The sequence below is a fragment of the Parasedimentitalea nitratireducens genome, from assembly GCF_057444295.1.
In genome coordinates, this window is the sequence record NZ_JBYAXC010000010.1 from 66195 (window position 1) to 83694 (window position 17500).

Below are 17500 nucleotides of genomic sequence, written 5' to 3' on the forward strand. Positions count from 1 at the left end.
TATGTAAAGTTGCCCCTTGTTAGCTAGAACATCAGGGCCAAGGCAACCGTTATGGCGAGCGCCACAGCCCAGACTTGCCAGAGTTTGGTGGTGCAGTGGTCAATGTCATGGGCGCTGCTGGCCTTGTTTCGAGCATCATTCACCCAAGGAAAGTCGCGCATTTCACCGTCGTAGGAGCGGGGCCCGGCCAGCGCCACACCGATGGCGCGCGACATTGCGGCCTCGGGCCAGCCGGCATTGGGGGAGCGATGTTGCCGGGCGTCTTGGATGATGGCGCGCCAGTTGCGCAGTTGGCCGCTGGTCAGTGCGATGAGCAGACCAGTGAGCCGGGCAGGGATCAGGTTCAGCAGGTCATCCATACGGGCGGCGGCCTTGCCGAACTCCTCGTAGCGGTCGTTGCGATAGCCGATCATGCTGTCGGCGGTGTTGATCATCTTATAGGCCAACAAGCCCGGTAGCCCAGCAATCAGAAACCAGAACGCGGGCGCGATGACCCCGTCTGAGAAGTTTTCAGATCCGCTTTCAATGGCGGAGCGGGCGACTTGTGGGCCGGTCATTGTAGCGGTGTCGCGGCTGACGATCATGGCGACCGCAGCGCGGCCCTGAGCCAAGGAACTGCGCAAACCCGAGGCGACAGCATTGACGTGATCGACCAGAGAACGCTGTGCGATCAGGATGGCGGCGCAGGCAATTTCAACGACAGGGCCGATCAAAGACAGCAGGAACCCCAGCACTAAGGCCAAGGTGATTAGAGCGACAACAGAGATGCCACCTTTGATTCGGAGGGAGGCGCCTTGGTTCAGGCTCTGATCAAGGGACTTGACCACTTTTCCCATCAGTACCGCCGGGTGTGGCAGGCGCGACCAGAGCCAATTTGGCTCCCCTAGCGCCGCATCAAGCAGCAGTGCCACAACCAGCATGGCGGCGGTGGTCATAGGGCGGCCTCGATCCGATCCCATCCATCTGCGAGCGGCAGGCCCAAGCGCAGATAGGTTTTGGAATAGGGGAAGATGCGGCTGAGAATATGCGCACGGGCAAGACGGTCGTGCCAGACGGCAGCGTCATCGACCTCGTAAAGGCGGAACAGCGGCGTGCCTCCGACCAAGCTGCCACCCTTGGCCAGAACAAGCTCGTCTAGTCGGGCAGCGTCCTGTGTCAGGCGGGTTCGTGTGCTGGTAGCCCAGTCTTGATCCTGCAAGGCCTGGGCTCCGATCTCCAGAGCGGGGCCAGATACAGCCCATGGGCCCTGCCATGTAGCCAACCTGGAGATCAGGTCAGGATGCCCGATTGCAAAACCCAGTCGCAGGCCAGCCAGCCCCCAGAATTTGCCAAAGCTTTTGAGCACCAGAACATCAGTGCGATCGGCCAGCGAAATCAGGCTCTGCTCTGGGCAGATATCACAAAAGCTTTCGTCAATCACGGTGAACGGGGCTGTGACGTCCCGCTCGCTCCACAACCGACCGTCGGGGTTGTTGGGGTGAACCAGCACCCGCGCCTGCGCTGGGCTTTGATCTGTAACGGTCCAGCCATGAGCCTGAAACCCGGCGGCGTGTTCGTTGTATGTGGGTGGCGTGATCTCGACTGTGTGCGGAGCCTTCAAGGCAGGTAAGGTGGCGATCAGAGCGGATGCGCCGGGAGCTGGCAATACGGCTGCGCCATCTGGAATTCGCCAGAAAGATCGGGCGGATTCGATCAGTTTCTGGCTCGCGTTGTGGTCCGGCAGTGCCCCCCAAACCTGAGGTTGAAAGTCGGCTACGGGGAAAGGTAGCGGATTGATCCCCGTTGACAGATCCAACCATTCGGACCGTGTGCCACCATACAGCGCCATTGCGGTATCCAAGCCACCGCCGTGATCCCGTTGAGTTTGCGGAAGTTTATCGATTCGTTGGGACATGCTGCACCTGCCGGAAAAGGACTAACGCCAGTTACTATATGGCCGGGCAATTGCCTACGGGATAATTTAGTTCACGAAGCAACTATACTTGGTGAAACAAGCGGAATTTGCTAACAACTTTGGATCAGTTACCGGAGTTGGGGAGAGGCACCGGATTTAAGAGTGTGCCCGGTTAGTGAATGAATGTTTTAATTGTTGAGAGCAGTCCTGAGCTTGGGCTAATTTGGAAAAGACACCTTGAGCGTCAAGGCGGCGTTGTCACTTTGGTGCAGAGTCAAGAGACCGCTATTGCGGCGTTACATGACAGTACCTTTGATATCATTGTTCTGGATCTGGTGATCGAACAAGGTAGCGCCTTGGCTGTTGCGGATTTTGCCAGTTATCGACGGCCCGAGGCACGGGTGATCTTTGTCACCAACACCAGCTTCTTTTCCGATGGGTCTATCTTTGCCCACAGTCCAAACGCCTGCGCCTATGTGCAAAGCGGAACGCCGCCAGAGGATCTGGCGGCGATGGTCGAGCATTACGCAGCTATGCGCTAGGTTTCAGCCGCGCCCATGCGGAGCATACCAATCGAGTTCTGGATTGATCGGAATGATCCGGTGCGGATTGATGCTGTCATGGCTGTAGTAATAGTGGCGCACGATGTGATGCATGCCCACTGTTTCAGCCACGTCGGGCCATTGATACAGCTCGCGCATATAGGCCCAGAGATTGGGGTAGTCGATCAGACGCTTGCGGTTGCACTTGAAGTGGGTGTGATAAACGGAATCAAACCGCGCCAATGTGGTGAACAGCCGCCAATCTGCTTCGGTGATTTGATCGCCCAGAAGGTAGCGGTGCTGTGACAGTAGATCTTCGAGCCAGTCCATTGTTTCAAACAGCGGTACAACGGCAGCGTCATAGGCCTCTTGCGTGGTGGCAAAACCGCATTTGTAGACACCGTTATTCAGGGTGCTGTAGATGCGGGCGTTGACCGCCTCGATCGGTTCACGCAACTCTTCGGGCCAGTAGTCAGCTGTGTTGCCGGTGATGTCATTAAAAGCAGAGTTCATCATGCGGATGATTTCAGAGCTTTCGTTGGACACAATGGTTTCGCGCTGCTTGTCCCACAGGATTGGAACAGTGACGCGTGTGGTGATTTCGGGTTCGGCACGCGTGTAGATCTGATGGGCATGGGTGGATCCGAAAAGGGTGTCGCCGGTGGCACCATGATCATCTGTTTCAAAGGTCCAGCCTTGGTCCAGCATGTCAGGATGCACAACCGAAACGCTGATATGGTTTTGCAGGGATTTGAGCTGGCGAAAGATCAAAGTGCGATGAGCCCAGGGGCAGGCCAGCGAGACATAAAGATGGTAGCGGCCACTTTCAGCTTTGAACCCGTCGCCACCGGAAATTCCTGCGCTGCCGTCGGATGTAATCCAATTGCGAAACTGCGACTCGGTGCGTTTGAAGGCGCCACCGGTCGATTCGGTATCGTACCATTGGTCATGCCATTTTCCGTCGATCAACAGGCCCATCATGCAGCTCCTTTAGGTGTGTTAAGGCAAGATAGAGCGAAACGAATATGCGGCCTATTGGCCTGAGCGCGCAGAGTCTCTGCATCCGCGCACAGGGGGCTGTTGCTATGTGGTCTCAGCGACCAAGCGTCACGCCAGAGAATTGGATTTTCGTAAAAAGTTCACTTGATTTTATCTTTTTTAAAGGCACCCTTAGACTCATCAAAGCAAGGGTTAGCCATATGTCGACATACCTGCCAAAAGAAGTTCAAGATGGATTGGATGCCGCCCGTTTGGCCGGGCTGAAAAAGTCGAGCCGCCTACGGGTGCGCGTCGGGGATGACGTGTATCGTGTGTTGCGGATGTGGAAAGACGGGTTCGCCGTTGAAGAGCGGATCACGCCGAAACTGCGTGGGCTGGTGGATCTCTATGATGGTACAAATCATCTGTATCAGTGTCTGATCATTGCTGCGGACGCCGAATCGGGTGAAATGCGGTATGACTTCAAGCGATCCACGGCTGCAGCGGACAAGGCCCCATTGGATTTCTACCGCGCGCCGGATGCACCGGTTGGCCTGATTGGGCATGACACCGTATAATGCGTTTAGGTTATTGACCAGAAAGGCTCCGGTTTGCGGGGCCTTTTTCTATTTGGCAAGCTGTCAAACGGGACGGCCTGCGCTGCGGATATTCAGTTTGCTCTCTAACCTCTGGAATAGAAGACAGCGCGTATTGTTGTGCTGACGCAGCTATTGCCTAGCCGTCGGATCCTGACTAGCCTTTGTGGAAAGTGAGAATTCTAATGAAACTGGCTAACATCCTAGTTGTGGTATCCGAGAGGTGCATGGTCCGATAGCGGTTTCCATATCTGTATCCATGCGCCCCTGAACCAAGTTCGGGGGCTTTTTTGTTTCAAGACAGAGATTAGACCAAATGTATAAAGCTCAGACCCCGCCCGCACTTGTAACGTTGATCCTGTTGACGGCGCTTTCGACCCTGTCGTTGAACATGTTCTTGCCGTCGCTCTCCAACATTGCAGCGGATCTGGAGACACACGTATACGACGATAAGCTTTGTGATTGCGCGATATCTGGCTGTTACAGCAGTGGTCCAGCTTGTTGTCGGGCCATTATCTGATCGTATTGGTCGTGGCCACGTACTTCTTTGTTCAGCCAGCTTCGCTGGTCTGCGTACTCGCTAACGATTTCTGGACCTTTCTGGTGTTTCGTATGCTGCAAGGGAGAGTTATAGCGGGCTATGCGCTCTCGCTTGTTATTGTCAGAGACACAACGTCGGAGCAGAAGGTCGCGGGGCTTATTGCCATGGGTCTGGCGATTGTTTTGCACCAAGATCCTTTGGTTCGTCGGTCACGACCTTAATTAGGGCCGGATTTCAACGGGCGTACCTATGGGGACAAGACGCCACAGCTTTGCCATTTGCACGTTGGTGACGGCGATGCAGCCGTCTGTCCAGTCGCCGCTAAGTGTTTTGAAATGCCCCAGTGCATTGGGTTGGCCATGGATGAAGATATCGCTGCCGGGGTCGACATCTTGGGCCTGAGCGCGGGCGATGTCTTCGGGCCTAGGATAATCAAGGCCCAGTGAAAGATAAAATGAACTGCGCGGGTTGCGGCGGTCTATGTGGAACAGGCCCTCGGGTGTTTTGCCGTCGCCTTCTTGCTGCTTGTCGCCGGTTGGAGTGAAGCCGAGGCTGATCGGGATTTGCATCACGACGGCACCATTGCGACTGGCAGTAAGAAGTTTGGCGGATTTCTCGACGAGGATATGATCAATACGATCAACAGGAATGGCCAGAGGTGGAGACTCGGGCCGGGGGCCGTATTTTTGCCAGACCAGCCATCCCACGCCGATCAGGGTGATCAGCGTGAGTAGTATTGTTAGAAGGCGCAGCACTTACTGCAGGTCTGCAAACGCATGCGCCATACGCTCGCAGGCCTCGACAACACGGCTGCGCTGGGTGGCGAGGTTGAAGCGCTGGAAGGTCTCACCACCTGCGCCAAAGCTTGGGCCCTGGGACACCGCGATTTTGGCAACGTCGCGGATGCGGGCGGCGACTTCGTCGTGAGTCATGCCGGTGCCGGAAAAATCGACCCAAGCCAGATAGGTGGATTGCAGGGGCAGGGATTTCAGGCCGGGAATGGCATTGATCGCCTTGTCGAAAATTTCTCGGTTGCCTGCAAGGTGGGCGAGTTGCGCATCTACCCATTCAGCGCCTTCAGGCGAATAGGCAGCGGTGATCATGTTGACCGCCAGGCTGCCGGGGCCGTAGTCCAAGGTGTTCAGGCGATGTTTCATCGCAGCGCGCAGGGTGTCGTCGGGGATGATCATGTTACCGGTACGTTGGCCGGCGATGTTGAAGGTCTTGGACGAAGCGGTCAGCGTTACCGTCCGGTTGCGAGCGTCAGGTGCGGCGACATCCATCGGCACAAAGGTGTTACCGGGGTAGACCAGATCGTGGTGGATTTCGTCGGCCACAAGGATCAGATCGTTGCGGGTTGCAAACTCTGCAACCGCGCGCAGTTCCTCGGGCGACCAGACGCGGCCTGATGGATTTTGTGGCGAACACCACAGCAGCAGTTTTTCCTTGCCGGTCAGACGGCTTTGGGCGTCCTCCAGATCCAGAACATAGGTGTCACCTTCACGCTTGAGGGGGCATTCAGTCAGCTTGCGCCCGGTTTTGGCGATCTTGTGGGCAAACTCATGATAGACGGGTGAGAATGTCACCACGCCGTCTTCGGGTTCGCTCCAGACATCCAGACACAGGGCGATGGCGTTGCCCAAGCCCTGGGATGTCAGGATCCAGTTTTGCCTGATCTCCCAGTTGTGGCGAGTCTTCATCCACCACTGGACTGCGGATAGATAGTCTGGGTGCTCCCATGAGTAACCAAAGACGCCGTGATCGGCTGCTTTGCGGATGGCCTCGACCACGCAGGGCGCGGTGGCGTAGTCCGAATCTGCCGTCCACATTGCCAAGCCGTCGTCAGGGGACACGCCATAGAGCATCTCCATCTTGTCCCACTTGGTGCTGTTGGTGCCACGGCGGTCGATAGGGTCGTCAAAACTCATTCAAGTCACTCCTTTGCTTGGCGTGAAGCTACTCGGAAATGCGATGTGTGCAAGGGGGGCGTTGCGGTGGCTGGGGCAATACCCTAAATCGGGGGCATGAAACGTAATATACTGATCCATCCCGACCCTCGTCTAAAGAAGGTTTGTGCGCCAGTGACTGATATCACTGACGAGTTGCGCAAGCTGGCTGATGACATGCTGGAAACCATGTATGACGCGCCGGGCATTGGCCTGGCCGCGCCTCAGATTGGTATTCTGGATCGGGTGATCGCGCTCGACTGTGTCAAGGAAGAGGGCGAGACGCCGCGCCCCTTGGTGATGTTCAACCCGGTTATCGTGGCTTCGTCGGATGAGACCAATGTGTATGAGGAAGGCTGCCTGTCGATCCCCGAACAATACGGTGAGGTGACCCGCCCCAAAGTGGTGGATGTGGAATGGATGGATCGCGACGGCAATGCGCAACGTGAGACGTTTGATGACCTGTGGGCGACCTGTGTGCAGCACGAGATCGACCACCTGCAGGGCAAGCTGTTCATCGACTATCTAAAGCCGCTGCGTCGCCAGATGATTACGCGCAAGATGCAAAAGCTGAAACGAGAAATGGCGCGCAAGTGAGCATTTTGCCGATCCTGATCTGGCCGGATGCCCACCTGACGCAGAAGTGTGAGTCCGTGCAGGGTGAAGACATCGAAGGGCTGGACGCGCTAATCGCAGACATGTTCGAGACGATGTATGCAGCCGAGGGCCGTGGGCTAGCGGCCCCGCAGGTGGGCGTGATGAAACGGCTGTTTGTAATGGATTGCACCTGGAAAGAGGGGGCGAAGTCGCCGATGGCGATGATCAACCCAACCATCATGGCAGCAGAGCGCATTCCTGAGGTGTTCGAAGAGGGCTGCCTGTCGATCCCCGGTATATTGGTGCATGTGGAACGGCCCAAGGCGGTGACAGTGCAGTGGACCGCGCCCGAAGGCGATATTCACATGGCTGACTTTGACGGGTTCGAGGCGCGCTGCATTCAGCATGAGTTTGATCATCTGAATGGCGTTGTGACCTTGGATCATTTACCGGCTGCGGAGCGTGCCAAGGCTGAGGCCGAATTTCTGGAGAGACAATCATGACTGCTCGTATTTGCCTGCCTTGGCCTGACAAGCGCCTGCGCACCAAGGCGGAAGAGGTGACAGAGATCACCGATGAGATTCGCTCTATCTGGAATGACATGGTCGATACCATGGAGGCGATGCCCGGTGTTGGGCTTGGTGCGCCTCAGATCGGGGTGATGCTGCGGCTGGCTGTTGTGGATGGCTCCAAAGAGCGGGGCAGGGCGGTGAAGATGGCCAACCCCGAGGTGCTGCATGCCTCGATCGAGCTGCGCGAGCATGAGGAGGCCAGCCCGAACTTGCCGGGCGTATCCGCCAAGATCAAACGCCCGCGCGCGGTGACAGTGCGGTTTTTGAACCAGGCGGGCGAGGTCGAAGAGCGGGATTTTGTCGGCATCGAGGCGACAAGTGTGCAGCACCAGATCGACCATCTGAACGGCAAGATGTTTTTTGACAACCTGAGCAAGGTCAAACGCGACATGCTGTTGCGCAAGGCCAAGAAGTTGAACGGCTAAGAGCCAACCAGTCCGCCCCAAGCAGAAAGCAGAGCAATGCGCGTCATATTCATGGGAACGCCCGAGTTTTCGGTTCCGGTACTAGATGCCCTAGTGGACGCCGGGCATGAGATTGTTGCGGTCTATTGCCAGCCTCCGCGCCCGGCGGGGCGGGGCAAGAAAGATCGGCCGACACCTGTGCATGCCCGCGCTGTTGAGCTGGGGTTAGAAGTTCGCCATCCGGTGTCGTTGAAAACGCCCGATGCGCAGGAAGAATTTGCTGCGCTGGGCGCTGATATCGCAGTGGTGGTGGCCTATGGGCTGATTCTGCCACAGGTCATTCTGGATGCGCCGACCAAGGGCTGCCTGAACATTCATGCCAGCCTGTTGCCGCGCTGGCGCGGGGCGGCGCCTATTCACCGGGCGATCATGGCGGGCGATGCCGAAACCGGCATTTGCATCATGCAGATGGAGGCCGGGCTGGACACCGGGCCTGTGTTGTTGCGTGAGGCCACTCAGATTGGCACCGAGGAAACCACGGCGGCGCTGCATGACCGGTTATCTGACATGGGGGCTAAGCTGATTGTCGAGGCGTTGCGCCAGTTGCCGAGTTTGCAGGCCGAGGAACAGCCCGAAGACGGCGTGACCTATGCCTCGAAGATTGACAAGGCAGAGGCGCGGATAGACTGGGCCCGCCCGGCTGTTGAAGTGGATCGGCAGATCCGAGGGTTGTCGCCTTTTCCTGGGGGCTGGAGCGAGATTGGCGGGCAACGGGTCAAGGTGTTGGCCTCGCGTCTGGCCGAGGGGCTGGGGACGCCGGGGGAAGTGTTGGCTGAAAACCTCATAGTTGCCTGTGGATCAGGCGCAGTAGAGCTGCTGCGCTTGCAACGGGCAGGCAAGGGTGCGCAAGATCGCGAAGTCTTTTTGCGCGGGTTCCCAGTATCGCCGGGCGACAGTTTTTAAACGGAGAACCGGATGTTTTTGACCTTGATGGGTACGGTGGTGATTGCCGGAATTGTTGGCTACGCAGCCGAGCGGTCGGGGTTCACCCATAATGGATATCTGTCGTCGATCATCATTTGCATTGGTGGCGCGTTTTTGTTCTATTTTGTGCGGCTGATGTTTGGCGTGGGCTTTAATGCAGCGGGCTGGAATGCCATTGTGTCATCCATTGGGGCGCTGATTATTGTGCCCTTTCACTGGAAGAGGTGATCGAGATGCCCATTGTTGCGCTTATTATTATCGGCGCTGCGGCTGGATTTCTGGCAACGCGGCTGATGCGGATTGATGCAAATGTTGTGACCACTGTGGTGATCGGCATGGCCGGAGCGCTGATTGGTGGGCTGATGCTACGGTTCTTGCTAACCGTGATGGGCATGATGGCCGGATTTGTTGGCGCGGTGCTGGGGGCGTTGCTGCTAATCTGGCTGTGGCAGAATTACTTCCAGAGATAGTCTAGCTGCGCGGCGGGCGGCTTTTGTAGACGGGCAGGTGCCAGCCGAACTGGATGGATCCGGCACGCAGGGCCCAACAAACTACGGCACAGGCGGTTAGGGCTGTGAGGTCAGGAAGGCCATGATCTTCAGCAACTCCGAGGGCTTCGATGCCTACTGCTGTGATAGCCCCTGCCATGGCGCAGGTGACGTAAAGCTCGCCCTGTTTCAGGACCAAGGGTACCTCGTTGCAGACTACATCGCGCATCAAGCCGCCAAGTGAGCCAGTGGCCATGCCCATCAGCACGACAATGACAGGTGATTTGTCCAGTGCCAGCGCTGCCCCAGTCCCCGCAGATACAGCGATGGCGAGGGCGAAACTATCCAGCCAGATCAGCCATGTTTGGCGGCTTTCCATGCGGTGGGCCGTAAAGAACACAAGGATCGCTGCGGCGGTGGCCAGAAGGATATAAGTGGGTTCTCCGACCCAAAACACAGGGTGCCGGTCCAAAAGCAGGTCGCGGATGGTGCCGCCACCCACAGCAGTCAAGCAGGCAACAAAGGCAAAACCGACGATATCCAGCTGGGCGCGGCTGGCGACCAGCGCGCCGGTTAGGGCAAAGACCAGAACGGACGCGTAATCCAGCAGGGACAGAAGGCTCATGACAGTCTGCCCCTTGGTCGTTTCACGATTTGGATTTTTTCGGCTTGAACGGCGCCATACCCGCACGGGCCAGTTCGTCGGCGCGCTCGTTCTCTTCGTGGCCGGCGTGGCCCTTGATCCACTTCCATGTCACCTGATGGCGGATCTGTGCTTCGTCCAGACGCTTCCACAGATCAACATTTTTGACCGGCTTCTTGGCAGAAGTTTTCCAGCCGTTCTTCTTCCAGCCAAAAATCCAGCCGGTGACGCCGTTCTTCACGTAGGCGGAATCAGTTACTACAGTTAGCGTTGATGGGTGGCTTAGGCACTCTAGCGCGTTGATCGCGGCCAGCAGCTCCATCCGGTTGTTAGTAGTGTCGGGTTCACCGTCCTTGAGTTCGCGCTCTTTGACGATGTTGCCATCGTCGTCGATTGCGCGCAGCAGGACGCCCCAGCCACCGGGGCCGGGATTACCGGAGCAAGCTCCGTCGGTATATGCATATAATTCAGACATGCGCGGTCATTACTACGAAGGTCTCGACACTGCCAGCCAATCCTGCACCCTCTCCCTGTCTAACTCGAGCTACGTTGAACCCAGCCTTGGCCAGCAGGTCGCGTAATTCCTGCTCACCGTAATAGCTGTAAAACCGGCCAAGGTGGTCGCGACGCTCCCCTGTGCCGAGCTTCATGCCGATGCTGAGTGTGCCACCGGGGCGCAGGGCGCGGTGAACTCTGGTTAGATGGTCGGGAAAGTCTGATCGTGGCGCGTGCAGCAGGCTGAAGTTGGCCCAGATACCGTGATAGTGGTATTCGGCTGTCAGATCTTGGAAGGCTCCAACTGTGACGTCGAGGTTAAACCGGGATTTCGCCAGTTGCGCCATTTCGGGAGAGGCATCCATGGCGTCGACGGTTAGTCCCGCGTTTTGCAGTTTGGCGGCCCAGTGTCCGGGGCCGCATCCCAGATCCAGAACCCGGCCACCTGCTGGAATGCTGTTTAGAAAGGCGTCAAAGTCGGCATCTTGGTTTTCGCCGTCTGAGTCGGCGAATTTATCCGCGTATTCACTCGCGGACTTGGCATAGGCCATCATTGTTTCTTGGTCGGACATATTGGCCCCCTGGGGTGATGTTAGGCGCGTTCCATCGCAAGGCGTGCGGCCAGACCGGCAAAGATGGCGGCAAAGCCTCGGTTCAGCCACGCCAGCACACGCTCGGACCCCAGAACGTAGTCACGGGCGGTGGCGGCAAACAATCCGTAGAGTACAAAAATCACAAATGTCAGCGCCATGAAGACCGAACCAAGTAGGGTCATCTCCAGAGTGGCCGAACTGGCGTTGCCGCTGAGGAATGGAGGGAGCAGGGCGAGGAAGAAGATCGATAGTTTGGGGTTCAAAATGTTAATCAGTGCGCCGCGTTGGGCGATTTTGAGACCGGACTGGCTGGTGGTTTTGGAGGTAATCGACAGGGCTCCGCCGGACTTGACGGCCTGCCAAGCGAGATAAAGCAGATACAACACACCTGCGATTTTGACGATTTGGAACATCACGGCCGAGCTGTGTAGGACAGCGGCCAGACCCAGAGTGGCAGCAGCCAGATGTGGAACGATGCCAACAGTGCAGCCCAAAGCGGCCCAAAATGCGGCCTGACGCCCCTGACCCAGGCCAAGTGCGAGTGTGTAGATCACCCCGGTGCCGGGGGCCAGAACGACGACAAAAGCAGTGAGTAGAAAATGTAGGGAAATCATCAAATGGCTCCAGGCTAGGCGAAACAATAGTCTAGGCCTAACACGGAGCCGCGCAATTGGCACAGTCTTGAATGATGATGAAGGCGACCCTAGGCCGATTGACGCAGCACCCGAGGAACTTTGAATTCGATGTCTTCGATCGCAGTTTCCACCACTTCGACCGTAACATCATAGCGGGCGCGGAAGGCGTCGATCACCTCGTTGACCAGCAACTCCGGGGCCGAGGCTCCAGCAGTGATTGCAATACTTTTGATGCCACTCAGAGCGCGCCAGTCAATATTTTCGGCGCGTTGTACCAGCTGGGCGTAGTCGCAGCCTGCTTTGGCTCCGACTTCGACCAAGCGGCGTGAGTTGGAGGAGTTTGGTGCACCAACCACCAAAAGCGCGTCACTTTTGGGGGCAACGGTTTTTACAGCGTCCTGTCGATTGGTGGTGGCGTAACAGATGTCTTCTTTGTGCGGGCCGACGATTGCAGGGAAGCGAGCATTAAGGGCCGCAACAATGTCTTTGGTGTCATCAACCGATAGAGTTGTTTGGGTGACAAAGGCCAATTGCTCAGGATTACGCACTTCGACTGTTGCGACGTCTTCGGTGGTTTCAACCAATAAGACCTCACCATCCGGGAGCTGGCCCATGGTGCCAATGGTTTCGGGGTGGCCCTTGTGGCCGATCATGATCATTTGCAATCCGGCTTCGGCGTGGCGCTTTGCTTCGATATGCACTTTGGAGACCAGTGGGCAGGTGGCATCGACATAGACCATCTGGCGGGCTGTCGCAGCGGCTGGGACCGATTTGGGTACGCCGTGGGCCGAAAAGATAACGGGCCGGTCGTCGGGGCAGTCTTCCAGCTCTTCAACAAAGACCGCACCCTTGTCGCGAAGCCCGTCGACCACAAATTTGTTGTGCACAATCTCATGGCGCACATAGACCGGGGCGCCCCATTTCTCGATCGCCATTTCGACGATCTTGATGGCGCGGTCGACACCAGCGCAGAAACCGCGTGGTGCAGCGAGATACAGGGTGAGTGCGGGCTTGGTCATTGGCGTCTCCTTGCCTGGCAGAGGTAAGGGTTTTGAAGCGCTAGGTCCATAGACCGCATGTATCACAGCGATGTGATTGGAGTTTCCTGTGGGGGAAGGCTGCACAGCGGGTTCGAGAGAAGTCAGAAGGGTTTGAGATGAAGTATCTTTGGGGTGGAGCTGCACTGGGTGTGGCTGCAGTAGCGGCGGCGATTTGGAGCCAGCCTGCACAGGTCAGTGCGGCAGGTGTGTTTCCCTATCAGGACGAGACTGCCGTCGCGCAGGGGGCTGAGTTGTATCAGGATTATTGCGCCAGCTGTCATGGTACCCAGCTTGAAGGTCAGGCAAACTGGCGTGAGCGGGACAGCGAGGGATACCTGCCAGCGCCTCCACATGACGCAAGTGGCCACACCTGGCACCATCCCGATTCGCAGCTGTTGATGATCACTCGGAAGGGCACGGCTGCGTTGGTCGGCAATGGCTATGTCAGCCAGATGCAGGGGTACGAAGACATTCTGAGCGAAGAGGAAATGCTCGCCGTGCTGGCTTATATCAAGAGCACCTGGCCTGCTGAGGTGATTGAGCGTCACAACCAGATCAACAGCAAGGTCGAAGGCTGACATTGAGTTATTAGAAACAAATCAGGCGCCAGATATAGATCCGACGCCTGACAAGCAATTTAGAGAAAAGCTAGGTTAGCCAGCATAGGCTACGTTGCGCTCTTCTGCAGATACTTCGCGTGGAGGACGCCCGATGACGTCTTTCAGTTCCTCCAGCTCGATGAAGTTGTCTGCTTGGCGGCGCAGTTCATCAGAAATCATCGGTGGCTGACTACGGATGGTCGAGACAACCGAAACGCGGACACCTTGACGCTGTAAGCTGGCAACCAGCGGCCGGAAATCCCCATCCCCGGAAAACAGCACAATGTGATCTACGCGCGGAGCCAGTTCCATGGCGTCCACAGCAAGTTCGATATCCATATTGCCTTTGACTTTCCGACGCCCCATGCTGTCGGTGTATTCTTTGGCTGGTTTGGTCACCATGGTAAATCCATTGTAGTGCAACCAGTCTACGAGTGGGCGGATCGGCGAATATTCATCGTTCTCAAGCAGCGCAGTGTAGTAAAATGCACGTAGCATTTTGCCACGACGCATGAATTCCTGACGCAATAACTTGTAGTCGATATCAAATCCCAGCGCTTTGGCAGCGGCATAGAGATTCGACCCGTCGATGAACAGCGCTAGCCGTTCGTCTTTGTAAAACATAATAATGTCCTTCCGGTATAAACCGCCCCGCACTGAGTGTTCCGTGAGTGAATGCTTAAATTGTGCGAAACAGGTAGATCTAATGTAAGTTATTTGCGAAGAGCTGCAAGTGTGTCGGTTATATGAAATGGGGTCAAAAATGACCGAATTCCGGTCAAATGCGTTAATTGCTCTTGGGGGGAACCTTCCTTCCGGTGTTGGAAGCCCGCAACAAACACTTGTTGCTGCAATTTCTGCGCTCGCAATTAGGGGGCTGCGGATTAAATCCGTGTCGCGATTTTATCATACCCCGTGCTTTCCTGCCGGGGCTGGGCCTAACTACGTAAACGCAGCAATTGAAGTTTTGTGTACCGACTCCGCCACAGATATTTTGCCAATTTTGCACGATGTCGAAGCGCAGTTTGCACGTGTGCGTGACCAGCGTTGGGGCATGCGAACACTGGACTTGGATCTTGTTGCTGTCGCTGATCAGGTATTACCAGATCGTGAGACCTATGAGCTTTGGCAAAACCTTCCTGTTGAGGAGCAGATGCGCCGGGCGCCAGAAATGCTGATATTGCCTCATCCCAGGCTGCAGGACCGTGGATTTGTTTTACAGCCATTGAGTGACATTGCTCCGGATTGGGTGCATCCGGTGTTGGGCCTAACGGTGTCAGAAATGCTTGCGGCCTTACCAAAATCCGAAGTCTTAGAGGTTCAACCGTTGTGATGCGGCAAATCGGCGGCATTCAACGCTTGTCAAGGAAAAGAATCGGGCTTACATAAACGCTTTCTGGATCCTTACTCATTTGGAGAGTCGCCGATGGCCCGCGTAACGGTTGAAGACTGCGTAGATAAAGTTCCCAACCGCTTTGAGTTGGTCATGCTGGCAGCTCACCGCGCCCGTGAAATTTCAGCTGGTGCGCCGCTCACTGTTGAACGTGACAACGATAAGAACCCCGTTGTGTCACTGCGTGAAATCGCTGACGAAACGCAGAGCGCTGATTCGCTGCGTGAACGTCTGATCGAAAGCAACCAGACCCAAATCGAAGTTGATGAGCCTGAAGAAGATTCAATGGCTCTGCTGATGGGCGGCGAAGCTGACAAACCTGCTGACGACGACATGTCGGAAGAAAAACTTTTGCGTGCGTTGATGGAAGCCCAAGGCCAGGGCTGAACCGCACAAACATTTGAGGCTGCGGACCGGGTATGATTGCAACTGAAGATCTGATTGCACTGGTCCGCAACTACAATCCCAAGACCAATGCAGAGCGTCTCACCGAAGCCTATGACTTTGGTGAGCTGATGCACGAAGGGCAGACCCGGCATTCGGGAGAGCCCTATTTTACCCATCCAGTTGCTGTTGCTGCTATTCTGACCGAACAGCGCCTGGATGATGCGACCATCATCACCGCACTTCTGCATGACACCATTGAAGACACCAAAGCGTCTTATGAAGAAGTCGCCGAGAAGTTTGGTGCAGAAGTTGCCGAGCTGGTCGATGGGGTCACCAAGCTGACCAATCTGCAGCTGTCCAGCCGCGAAACCAAGCAGGCCGAGAATTTTCGCAAGCTGTTCATGGCGATGTCCAAGGACCTGCGAGTCATTTTGGTCAAGCTGGCTGACCGGCTGCACAATATGCGTACCATCAAGGCGATGCGTCCGGATAAGCAGGCCCAAAAGGCCCGCGAGACAATGGATATCTATGCACCCTTGGCCGGTCGCATGGGTATGCAGTGGATGCGCGAAGAGTTGGAGGACTTGGCGTTTCGGGTGCTAAATCCCGAAGGACGTCAGTCGATCATTCGTCGCTTTATCACGTTGCAACGCGAAACTGGCGATGTGATCCACCGGATCACCGGCGACATGCGCAGCGAACTGGAAAAGGCCGACATCGAAGCCGAGGTCTTTGGCCGCGCCAAGAAACCCTATTCGATCTGGCGCAAGATGCAGGAAAAGGAGCAGGGGTTCTCGCGTCTGTCCGACATCTATGGTTTCCGCATTATTACCGCCAGTGAAGAGGATGCCTATCGTACTTTGGGCGCGATCCATCAACGCTGGCGGGCGGTGCCTGGTCGGTTCAAGGATTACATCTCGCAGCCGAAATCCAACGGCTATCGTTCGATCCACACAACAGTGTCAGGGCGGGATGGTAAGCGAGTAGAGGTGCAGATCCGTACCCGGCAGATGCATGATGTCGCCGAAACCGGGGTGGCCGCGCATTGGTCGTATCGCGACGGTGTTCGAACCCAGAACCCCTTTGCCGTGGATCCGGTGAAATGGATTGCCTCGCTGACCGAACAGTTTGACGCTGAAGAGGACCATGATGAGTTCCTCGAAGCGGTTAAGCTGGAGATGTATTCGGACCAGGTGTTTTGCTTTACGCCCAAGGGGGACGTGATCAAGCTGCCCAAAGGGGCCACGCCGATTGACTATGCCTATGCCATTCACACGCGGATTGGGCATGCCTGTGTTGGTGCCAAGGTGGATGCCATACGGGTTCCATTGTGGACACGGCTACGCAACGGTCAGTCGGTCGACATTATCACCGCCGAAGGGCAGACACCGCAGATTAGCTGGCTTGAGATCGCGACAACGGGTAAGGCGCGTACTGCTATTCGCCGGGCCTTGCGTGATGCGGATCGCGAGCGTTTTGTGAAGTTGGGGCGCGAATTGGCGCGCGCGGCGTTTGATCACGTTGGGCGTAAGGCAACGGATAAGGCGTTGGAAACTGCCGCACGCGCCCTGCGTTTGGGCAATGAACGCGAACTGTTGGCGCGACTGGGCGCGGCTGAAATCACTAGTCACGATGTCGTGCAAGCCGTTTACCCAGATCTAGCCCCCGATAATGGCGACGAAATCTCGCCGCGACGTGCGGTCATAGGACTAGAGCCTGGTCAGAGTTTCGAACGTGCCCCATGCTGCCAGCCACTGCCTAGTGAACGTATCATCGGCATCACGTATCGCGGTCGCGGTGTGGTGGTGCATGCGGCAGATTGTGACAATCTGGGCAACTATGAAGATCAGCCTGAACGCTGGGTTGACGTGCATTGGCACGACGGCACTCATCCAGCGGTTTACGGGATCACTCTGGCGCTTACCATTGGCAACGATGCAGGGGTACTGGGACGAATTTGCACATTGATTGGCGAGAAAAAGGCCAATATCTCGGACTTGGAATTTGTCGACCGGAAACCAGACTTTTACCGTTTGGTGATAAACGTCGAATTGAGAGATGTTGAGCAGTTGCATTCGTTGATCTTGATGCTGGAAGCAGAGAACGACGTCGCTGCGGTTGAGCGCATTCGCGACTGGCCTGCAAAGCACGGCGCGAGCCGATAGCTGCAAAC

At 56.4% G+C, this 17500-nt stretch carries 24 protein-coding genes; 13 read left to right on the plus strand and 11 right to left on the minus strand.

Features of this window, described 5'->3' with window-relative positions; translation table 11 throughout:
- Positions 1–23 precede the first annotated feature (23 nt).
- Both cbiB and AC2T28_RS20420 read right to left on the minus strand, forming a co-directional pair.
- A complete protein-coding gene (gene cbiB, locus AC2T28_RS20415; protein WP_486750553.1) occupies positions 24–935 on the minus strand; it encodes an adenosylcobinamide-phosphate synthase CbiB in 912 nt (303 codons plus the stop codon).
- Positions 932–1894, minus strand: a complete 963-nt coding sequence (locus AC2T28_RS20420) for a threonine-phosphate decarboxylase (RefSeq protein WP_486750494.1) — start codon at positions 1892–1894, stop codon at positions 932–934. The genes cbiB and AC2T28_RS20420 overlap by 4 nt, the downstream gene beginning before the upstream one ends.
- 179 nt (positions 1895–2073) lie before the next feature.
- Here AC2T28_RS20420 and AC2T28_RS20425 point away from each other — a divergent pair, with 179 nt between their 5' ends.
- Complete coding sequence (locus tag AC2T28_RS20425) at positions 2074–2436, plus strand: response regulator transcription factor (protein ID WP_486750495.1); 363 nt, start codon at positions 2074–2076, stop codon at positions 2434–2436.
- A gap of 3 nt (positions 2437–2439) precedes the next feature.
- Here the strand turns inward: AC2T28_RS20425 and AC2T28_RS20430 are convergent, their stop codons facing one another.
- A complete protein-coding gene (locus AC2T28_RS20430; protein ID WP_486750496.1) occupies positions 2440–3414 on the minus strand; it encodes a glutathione S-transferase family protein in 975 nt (324 codons plus the stop codon).
- 221 nt (positions 3415–3635) lie between these two features.
- Here AC2T28_RS20430 and AC2T28_RS20435 point away from each other — a divergent pair, with 221 nt between their 5' ends.
- A complete protein-coding gene (locus AC2T28_RS20435; RefSeq protein WP_486750497.1) occupies positions 3636–3992 on the plus strand; it encodes a hypothetical protein in 357 nt (118 codons plus the stop codon).
- Positions 3993–4472: 480 nt separating this feature from the next.
- A complete protein-coding gene (locus AC2T28_RS20440) occupies positions 4473–4772 on the plus strand; it encodes a hypothetical protein (RefSeq protein WP_486750498.1) in 300 nt (99 codons plus the stop codon).
- On the opposite strand, the gene AC2T28_RS20445 is transcribed toward AC2T28_RS20440, so the two are convergent.
- Positions 4773–5306, minus strand: a complete 534-nt coding sequence (locus tag AC2T28_RS20445) for a L,D-transpeptidase family protein (RefSeq protein WP_486750499.1) — start codon at positions 5304–5306, stop codon at positions 4773–4775.
- Positions 5307–6479 (minus strand): MalY/PatB family protein, encoded by a 1173-nt coding sequence (locus tag AC2T28_RS20450; protein ID WP_486750500.1) that lies wholly within the window; start codon positions 6477–6479, stop codon positions 5307–5309.
- A gap of 96 nt (positions 6480–6575) precedes the next feature.
- On the opposite strand from AC2T28_RS20450, the gene def (AC2T28_RS20455) reads away from it, so the two are divergent.
- Genes def (AC2T28_RS20455) through AC2T28_RS20480 form a run of 6 tightly spaced genes read left to right on the plus strand, consistent with a single transcriptional unit; the run spans position 6576 to position 9524 of the window.
- On the plus strand, positions 6576–7094 hold the full coding sequence (def, locus tag AC2T28_RS20455) for a peptide deformylase (protein ID WP_486750501.1): 519 nt from the start codon (positions 6576–6578) through the stop codon (positions 7092–7094).
- Positions 7091–7597 carry a peptide deformylase gene (gene def / locus AC2T28_RS20460; RefSeq protein ID WP_486750502.1) on the plus strand — a complete coding sequence of 169 codons (507 nt, stop codon included), beginning with the start codon at positions 7091–7093 and terminating at the stop codon, positions 7595–7597. The genes def (AC2T28_RS20455) and def (AC2T28_RS20460) overlap by 4 nt, the downstream gene beginning before the upstream one ends.
- Positions 7594–8091: a peptide deformylase gene (gene def, locus AC2T28_RS20465; RefSeq protein ID WP_486750503.1), complete on the plus strand. Its 498-nt coding sequence runs from the start codon at positions 7594–7596 to the stop codon at positions 8089–8091. The genes def (AC2T28_RS20460) and def (AC2T28_RS20465) overlap by 4 nt, the downstream gene beginning before the upstream one ends.
- A 36-nt stretch (positions 8092–8127) precedes the next feature.
- Positions 8128–9033, plus strand: a complete 906-nt coding sequence (gene fmt, locus AC2T28_RS20470) for a methionyl-tRNA formyltransferase (protein ID WP_486750504.1) — start codon at positions 8128–8130, stop codon at positions 9031–9033.
- Positions 9034–9045: 12 nt separating this feature from the next.
- Complete coding sequence (locus tag AC2T28_RS20475; RefSeq protein ID WP_486750505.1) at positions 9046–9282, plus strand: hypothetical protein; 237 nt, start codon at positions 9046–9048, stop codon at positions 9280–9282.
- A 5-nt stretch (positions 9283–9287) separates the two neighbouring features.
- Positions 9288–9524, plus strand: coding sequence for a GlsB/YeaQ/YmgE family stress response membrane protein (locus AC2T28_RS20480; RefSeq protein ID WP_486750506.1), 237 nt, complete (start codon positions 9288–9290; stop codon positions 9522–9524).
- A gap of 1 nt (position 9525) precedes the next feature.
- Here the strand turns inward: AC2T28_RS20480 and AC2T28_RS20485 are convergent, their stop codons facing one another.
- The 5 genes from AC2T28_RS20485 to ispH form a co-directional block, all read right to left on the minus strand.
- Positions 9526–10167: a trimeric intracellular cation channel family protein gene (locus tag AC2T28_RS20485; RefSeq protein ID WP_486750507.1), complete on the minus strand. Its 642-nt coding sequence runs from the start codon at positions 10165–10167 to the stop codon at positions 9526–9528.
- 22 nt (positions 10168–10189) lie between these two features.
- On the minus strand, positions 10190–10660 hold the full coding sequence (rnhA, locus tag AC2T28_RS20490; protein ID WP_486750508.1) for a ribonuclease HI: 471 nt from the start codon (positions 10658–10660) through the stop codon (positions 10190–10192).
- Positions 10653–11252 carry a class I SAM-dependent methyltransferase gene (locus AC2T28_RS20495; protein WP_486750509.1) on the minus strand — a complete coding sequence of 200 codons (600 nt, stop codon included), beginning with the start codon at positions 11250–11252 and terminating at the stop codon, positions 10653–10655. The genes rnhA and AC2T28_RS20495 overlap by 8 nt, the downstream gene beginning before the upstream one ends.
- Positions 11253–11272: 20 nt before the next feature.
- On the minus strand, positions 11273–11887 hold the full coding sequence (locus AC2T28_RS20500; protein WP_486750510.1) for a LysE family translocator: 615 nt from the start codon (positions 11885–11887) through the stop codon (positions 11273–11275).
- Between the two features lie 89 nt (positions 11888–11976).
- Complete coding sequence (ispH, locus tag AC2T28_RS20505; protein ID WP_486750511.1) at positions 11977–12927, minus strand: 4-hydroxy-3-methylbut-2-enyl diphosphate reductase; 951 nt, start codon at positions 12925–12927, stop codon at positions 11977–11979.
- Positions 12928–13064: 137 nt separating this feature from the next.
- Between ispH and AC2T28_RS20510 the strand changes: the two genes are divergently transcribed.
- Entirely contained in the window at positions 13065–13526 is a 462-nt protein-coding gene (locus AC2T28_RS20510) for a c-type cytochrome (RefSeq protein WP_486750512.1), read from the plus strand.
- A gap of 75 nt (positions 13527–13601) precedes the next feature.
- Here the strand turns inward: AC2T28_RS20510 and AC2T28_RS20515 are convergent, their stop codons facing one another.
- Positions 13602–14171, minus strand: coding sequence for a LabA-like NYN domain-containing protein (locus AC2T28_RS20515; RefSeq protein WP_486750513.1), 570 nt, complete (start codon positions 14169–14171; stop codon positions 13602–13604).
- 139 nt (positions 14172–14310) lie between these two features.
- Between AC2T28_RS20515 and folK the strand changes: the two genes are divergently transcribed.
- From folK to AC2T28_RS20530, 3 genes are all read left to right on the plus strand, one after another.
- On the plus strand, positions 14311–14880 hold the full coding sequence (gene folK / locus AC2T28_RS20520) for a 2-amino-4-hydroxy-6-hydroxymethyldihydropteridine diphosphokinase (RefSeq protein WP_486750514.1): 570 nt from the start codon (positions 14311–14313) through the stop codon (positions 14878–14880).
- A gap of 93 nt (positions 14881–14973) precedes the next feature.
- Complete coding sequence (rpoZ, locus tag AC2T28_RS20525) at positions 14974–15327, plus strand: DNA-directed RNA polymerase subunit omega (RefSeq protein ID WP_486750515.1); 354 nt, start codon at positions 14974–14976, stop codon at positions 15325–15327.
- A gap of 32 nt (positions 15328–15359) precedes the next feature.
- Complete coding sequence (locus AC2T28_RS20530; RefSeq protein ID WP_486750516.1) at positions 15360–17492, plus strand: RelA/SpoT family protein; 2133 nt, start codon at positions 15360–15362, stop codon at positions 17490–17492.
- Positions 17493–17500: the final 8 nt, after the last annotated feature.

What these genes read in the sequence shown, in the direction of transcription:
- AC2T28_RS20425 (WP_486750495.1), top strand. Translation starts at nt 2,074, where the DNA reads ATGAATGTTTTAATTGTTGAGAGCAGTCCTGAGCTTGGGCTAATTTGG.
- AC2T28_RS20435 (WP_486750497.1), top strand. Translation starts at nt 3,636, where the DNA reads ATGTCGACATACCTGCCAAAAGAAGTTCAAGATGGATTGGATGCCGCC.
- AC2T28_RS20515 (WP_486750513.1), bottom strand. Translation starts at nt 14,171, where the DNA reads ATGTTTTACAAAGACGAACGGCTAGCGCTGTTCATCGACGGGTCGAAT.
- rnhA (WP_486750508.1), bottom strand. Translation starts at nt 10,660, where the DNA reads ATGTCTGAATTATATGCATATACCGACGGAGCTTGCTCCGGTAATCCC.
- AC2T28_RS20495 (WP_486750509.1), bottom strand. Translation starts at nt 11,252, where the DNA reads ATGTCCGACCAAGAAACAATGATGGCCTATGCCAAGTCCGCGAGTGAA.
- ispH (WP_486750511.1), bottom strand. Translation starts at nt 12,927, where the DNA reads ATGACCAAGCCCGCACTCACCCTGTATCTCGCTGCACCACGCGGTTTC.
- AC2T28_RS20480 (WP_486750506.1), top strand. Translation starts at nt 9,288, where the DNA reads ATGCCCATTGTTGCGCTTATTATTATCGGCGCTGCGGCTGGATTTCTG.
- def (WP_486750501.1), top strand. Translation starts at nt 6,576, where the DNA reads ATGAAACGTAATATACTGATCCATCCCGACCCTCGTCTAAAGAAGGTT.
- def (WP_486750503.1), top strand. Translation starts at nt 7,594, where the DNA reads ATGACTGCTCGTATTTGCCTGCCTTGGCCTGACAAGCGCCTGCGCACC.
- AC2T28_RS20530 (WP_486750516.1), top strand. Translation starts at nt 15,360, where the DNA reads ATGATTGCAACTGAAGATCTGATTGCACTGGTCCGCAACTACAATCCC.
- cbiB (WP_486750553.1), bottom strand. Translation starts at nt 935, where the DNA reads ATGACCACCGCCGCCATGCTGGTTGTGGCACTGCTGCTTGATGCGGCG.
- AC2T28_RS20420 (WP_486750494.1), bottom strand. Translation starts at nt 1,894, where the DNA reads ATGTCCCAACGAATCGATAAACTTCCGCAAACTCAACGGGATCACGGC.
- AC2T28_RS20485 (WP_486750507.1), bottom strand. Translation starts at nt 10,167, where the DNA reads ATGAGCCTTCTGTCCCTGCTGGATTACGCGTCCGTTCTGGTCTTTGCC.
- AC2T28_RS20510 (WP_486750512.1), top strand. Translation starts at nt 13,065, where the DNA reads ATGAAGTATCTTTGGGGTGGAGCTGCACTGGGTGTGGCTGCAGTAGCG.
- AC2T28_RS20500 (WP_486750510.1), bottom strand. Translation starts at nt 11,887, where the DNA reads ATGATTTCCCTACATTTTCTACTCACTGCTTTTGTCGTCGTTCTGGCC.
- AC2T28_RS20430 (WP_486750496.1), bottom strand. Translation starts at nt 3,414, where the DNA reads ATGGGCCTGTTGATCGACGGAAAATGGCATGACCAATGGTACGATACC.
- AC2T28_RS20475 (WP_486750505.1), top strand. Translation starts at nt 9,046, where the DNA reads ATGTTTTTGACCTTGATGGGTACGGTGGTGATTGCCGGAATTGTTGGC.
- AC2T28_RS20450 (WP_486750500.1), bottom strand. Translation starts at nt 6,479, where the DNA reads ATGAGTTTTGACGACCCTATCGACCGCCGTGGCACCAACAGCACCAAG.
- folK (WP_486750514.1), top strand. Translation starts at nt 14,311, where the DNA reads ATGACCGAATTCCGGTCAAATGCGTTAATTGCTCTTGGGGGGAACCTT.
- fmt (WP_486750504.1), top strand. Translation starts at nt 8,128, where the DNA reads ATGCGCGTCATATTCATGGGAACGCCCGAGTTTTCGGTTCCGGTACTA.
- rpoZ (WP_486750515.1), top strand. Translation starts at nt 14,974, where the DNA reads ATGGCCCGCGTAACGGTTGAAGACTGCGTAGATAAAGTTCCCAACCGC.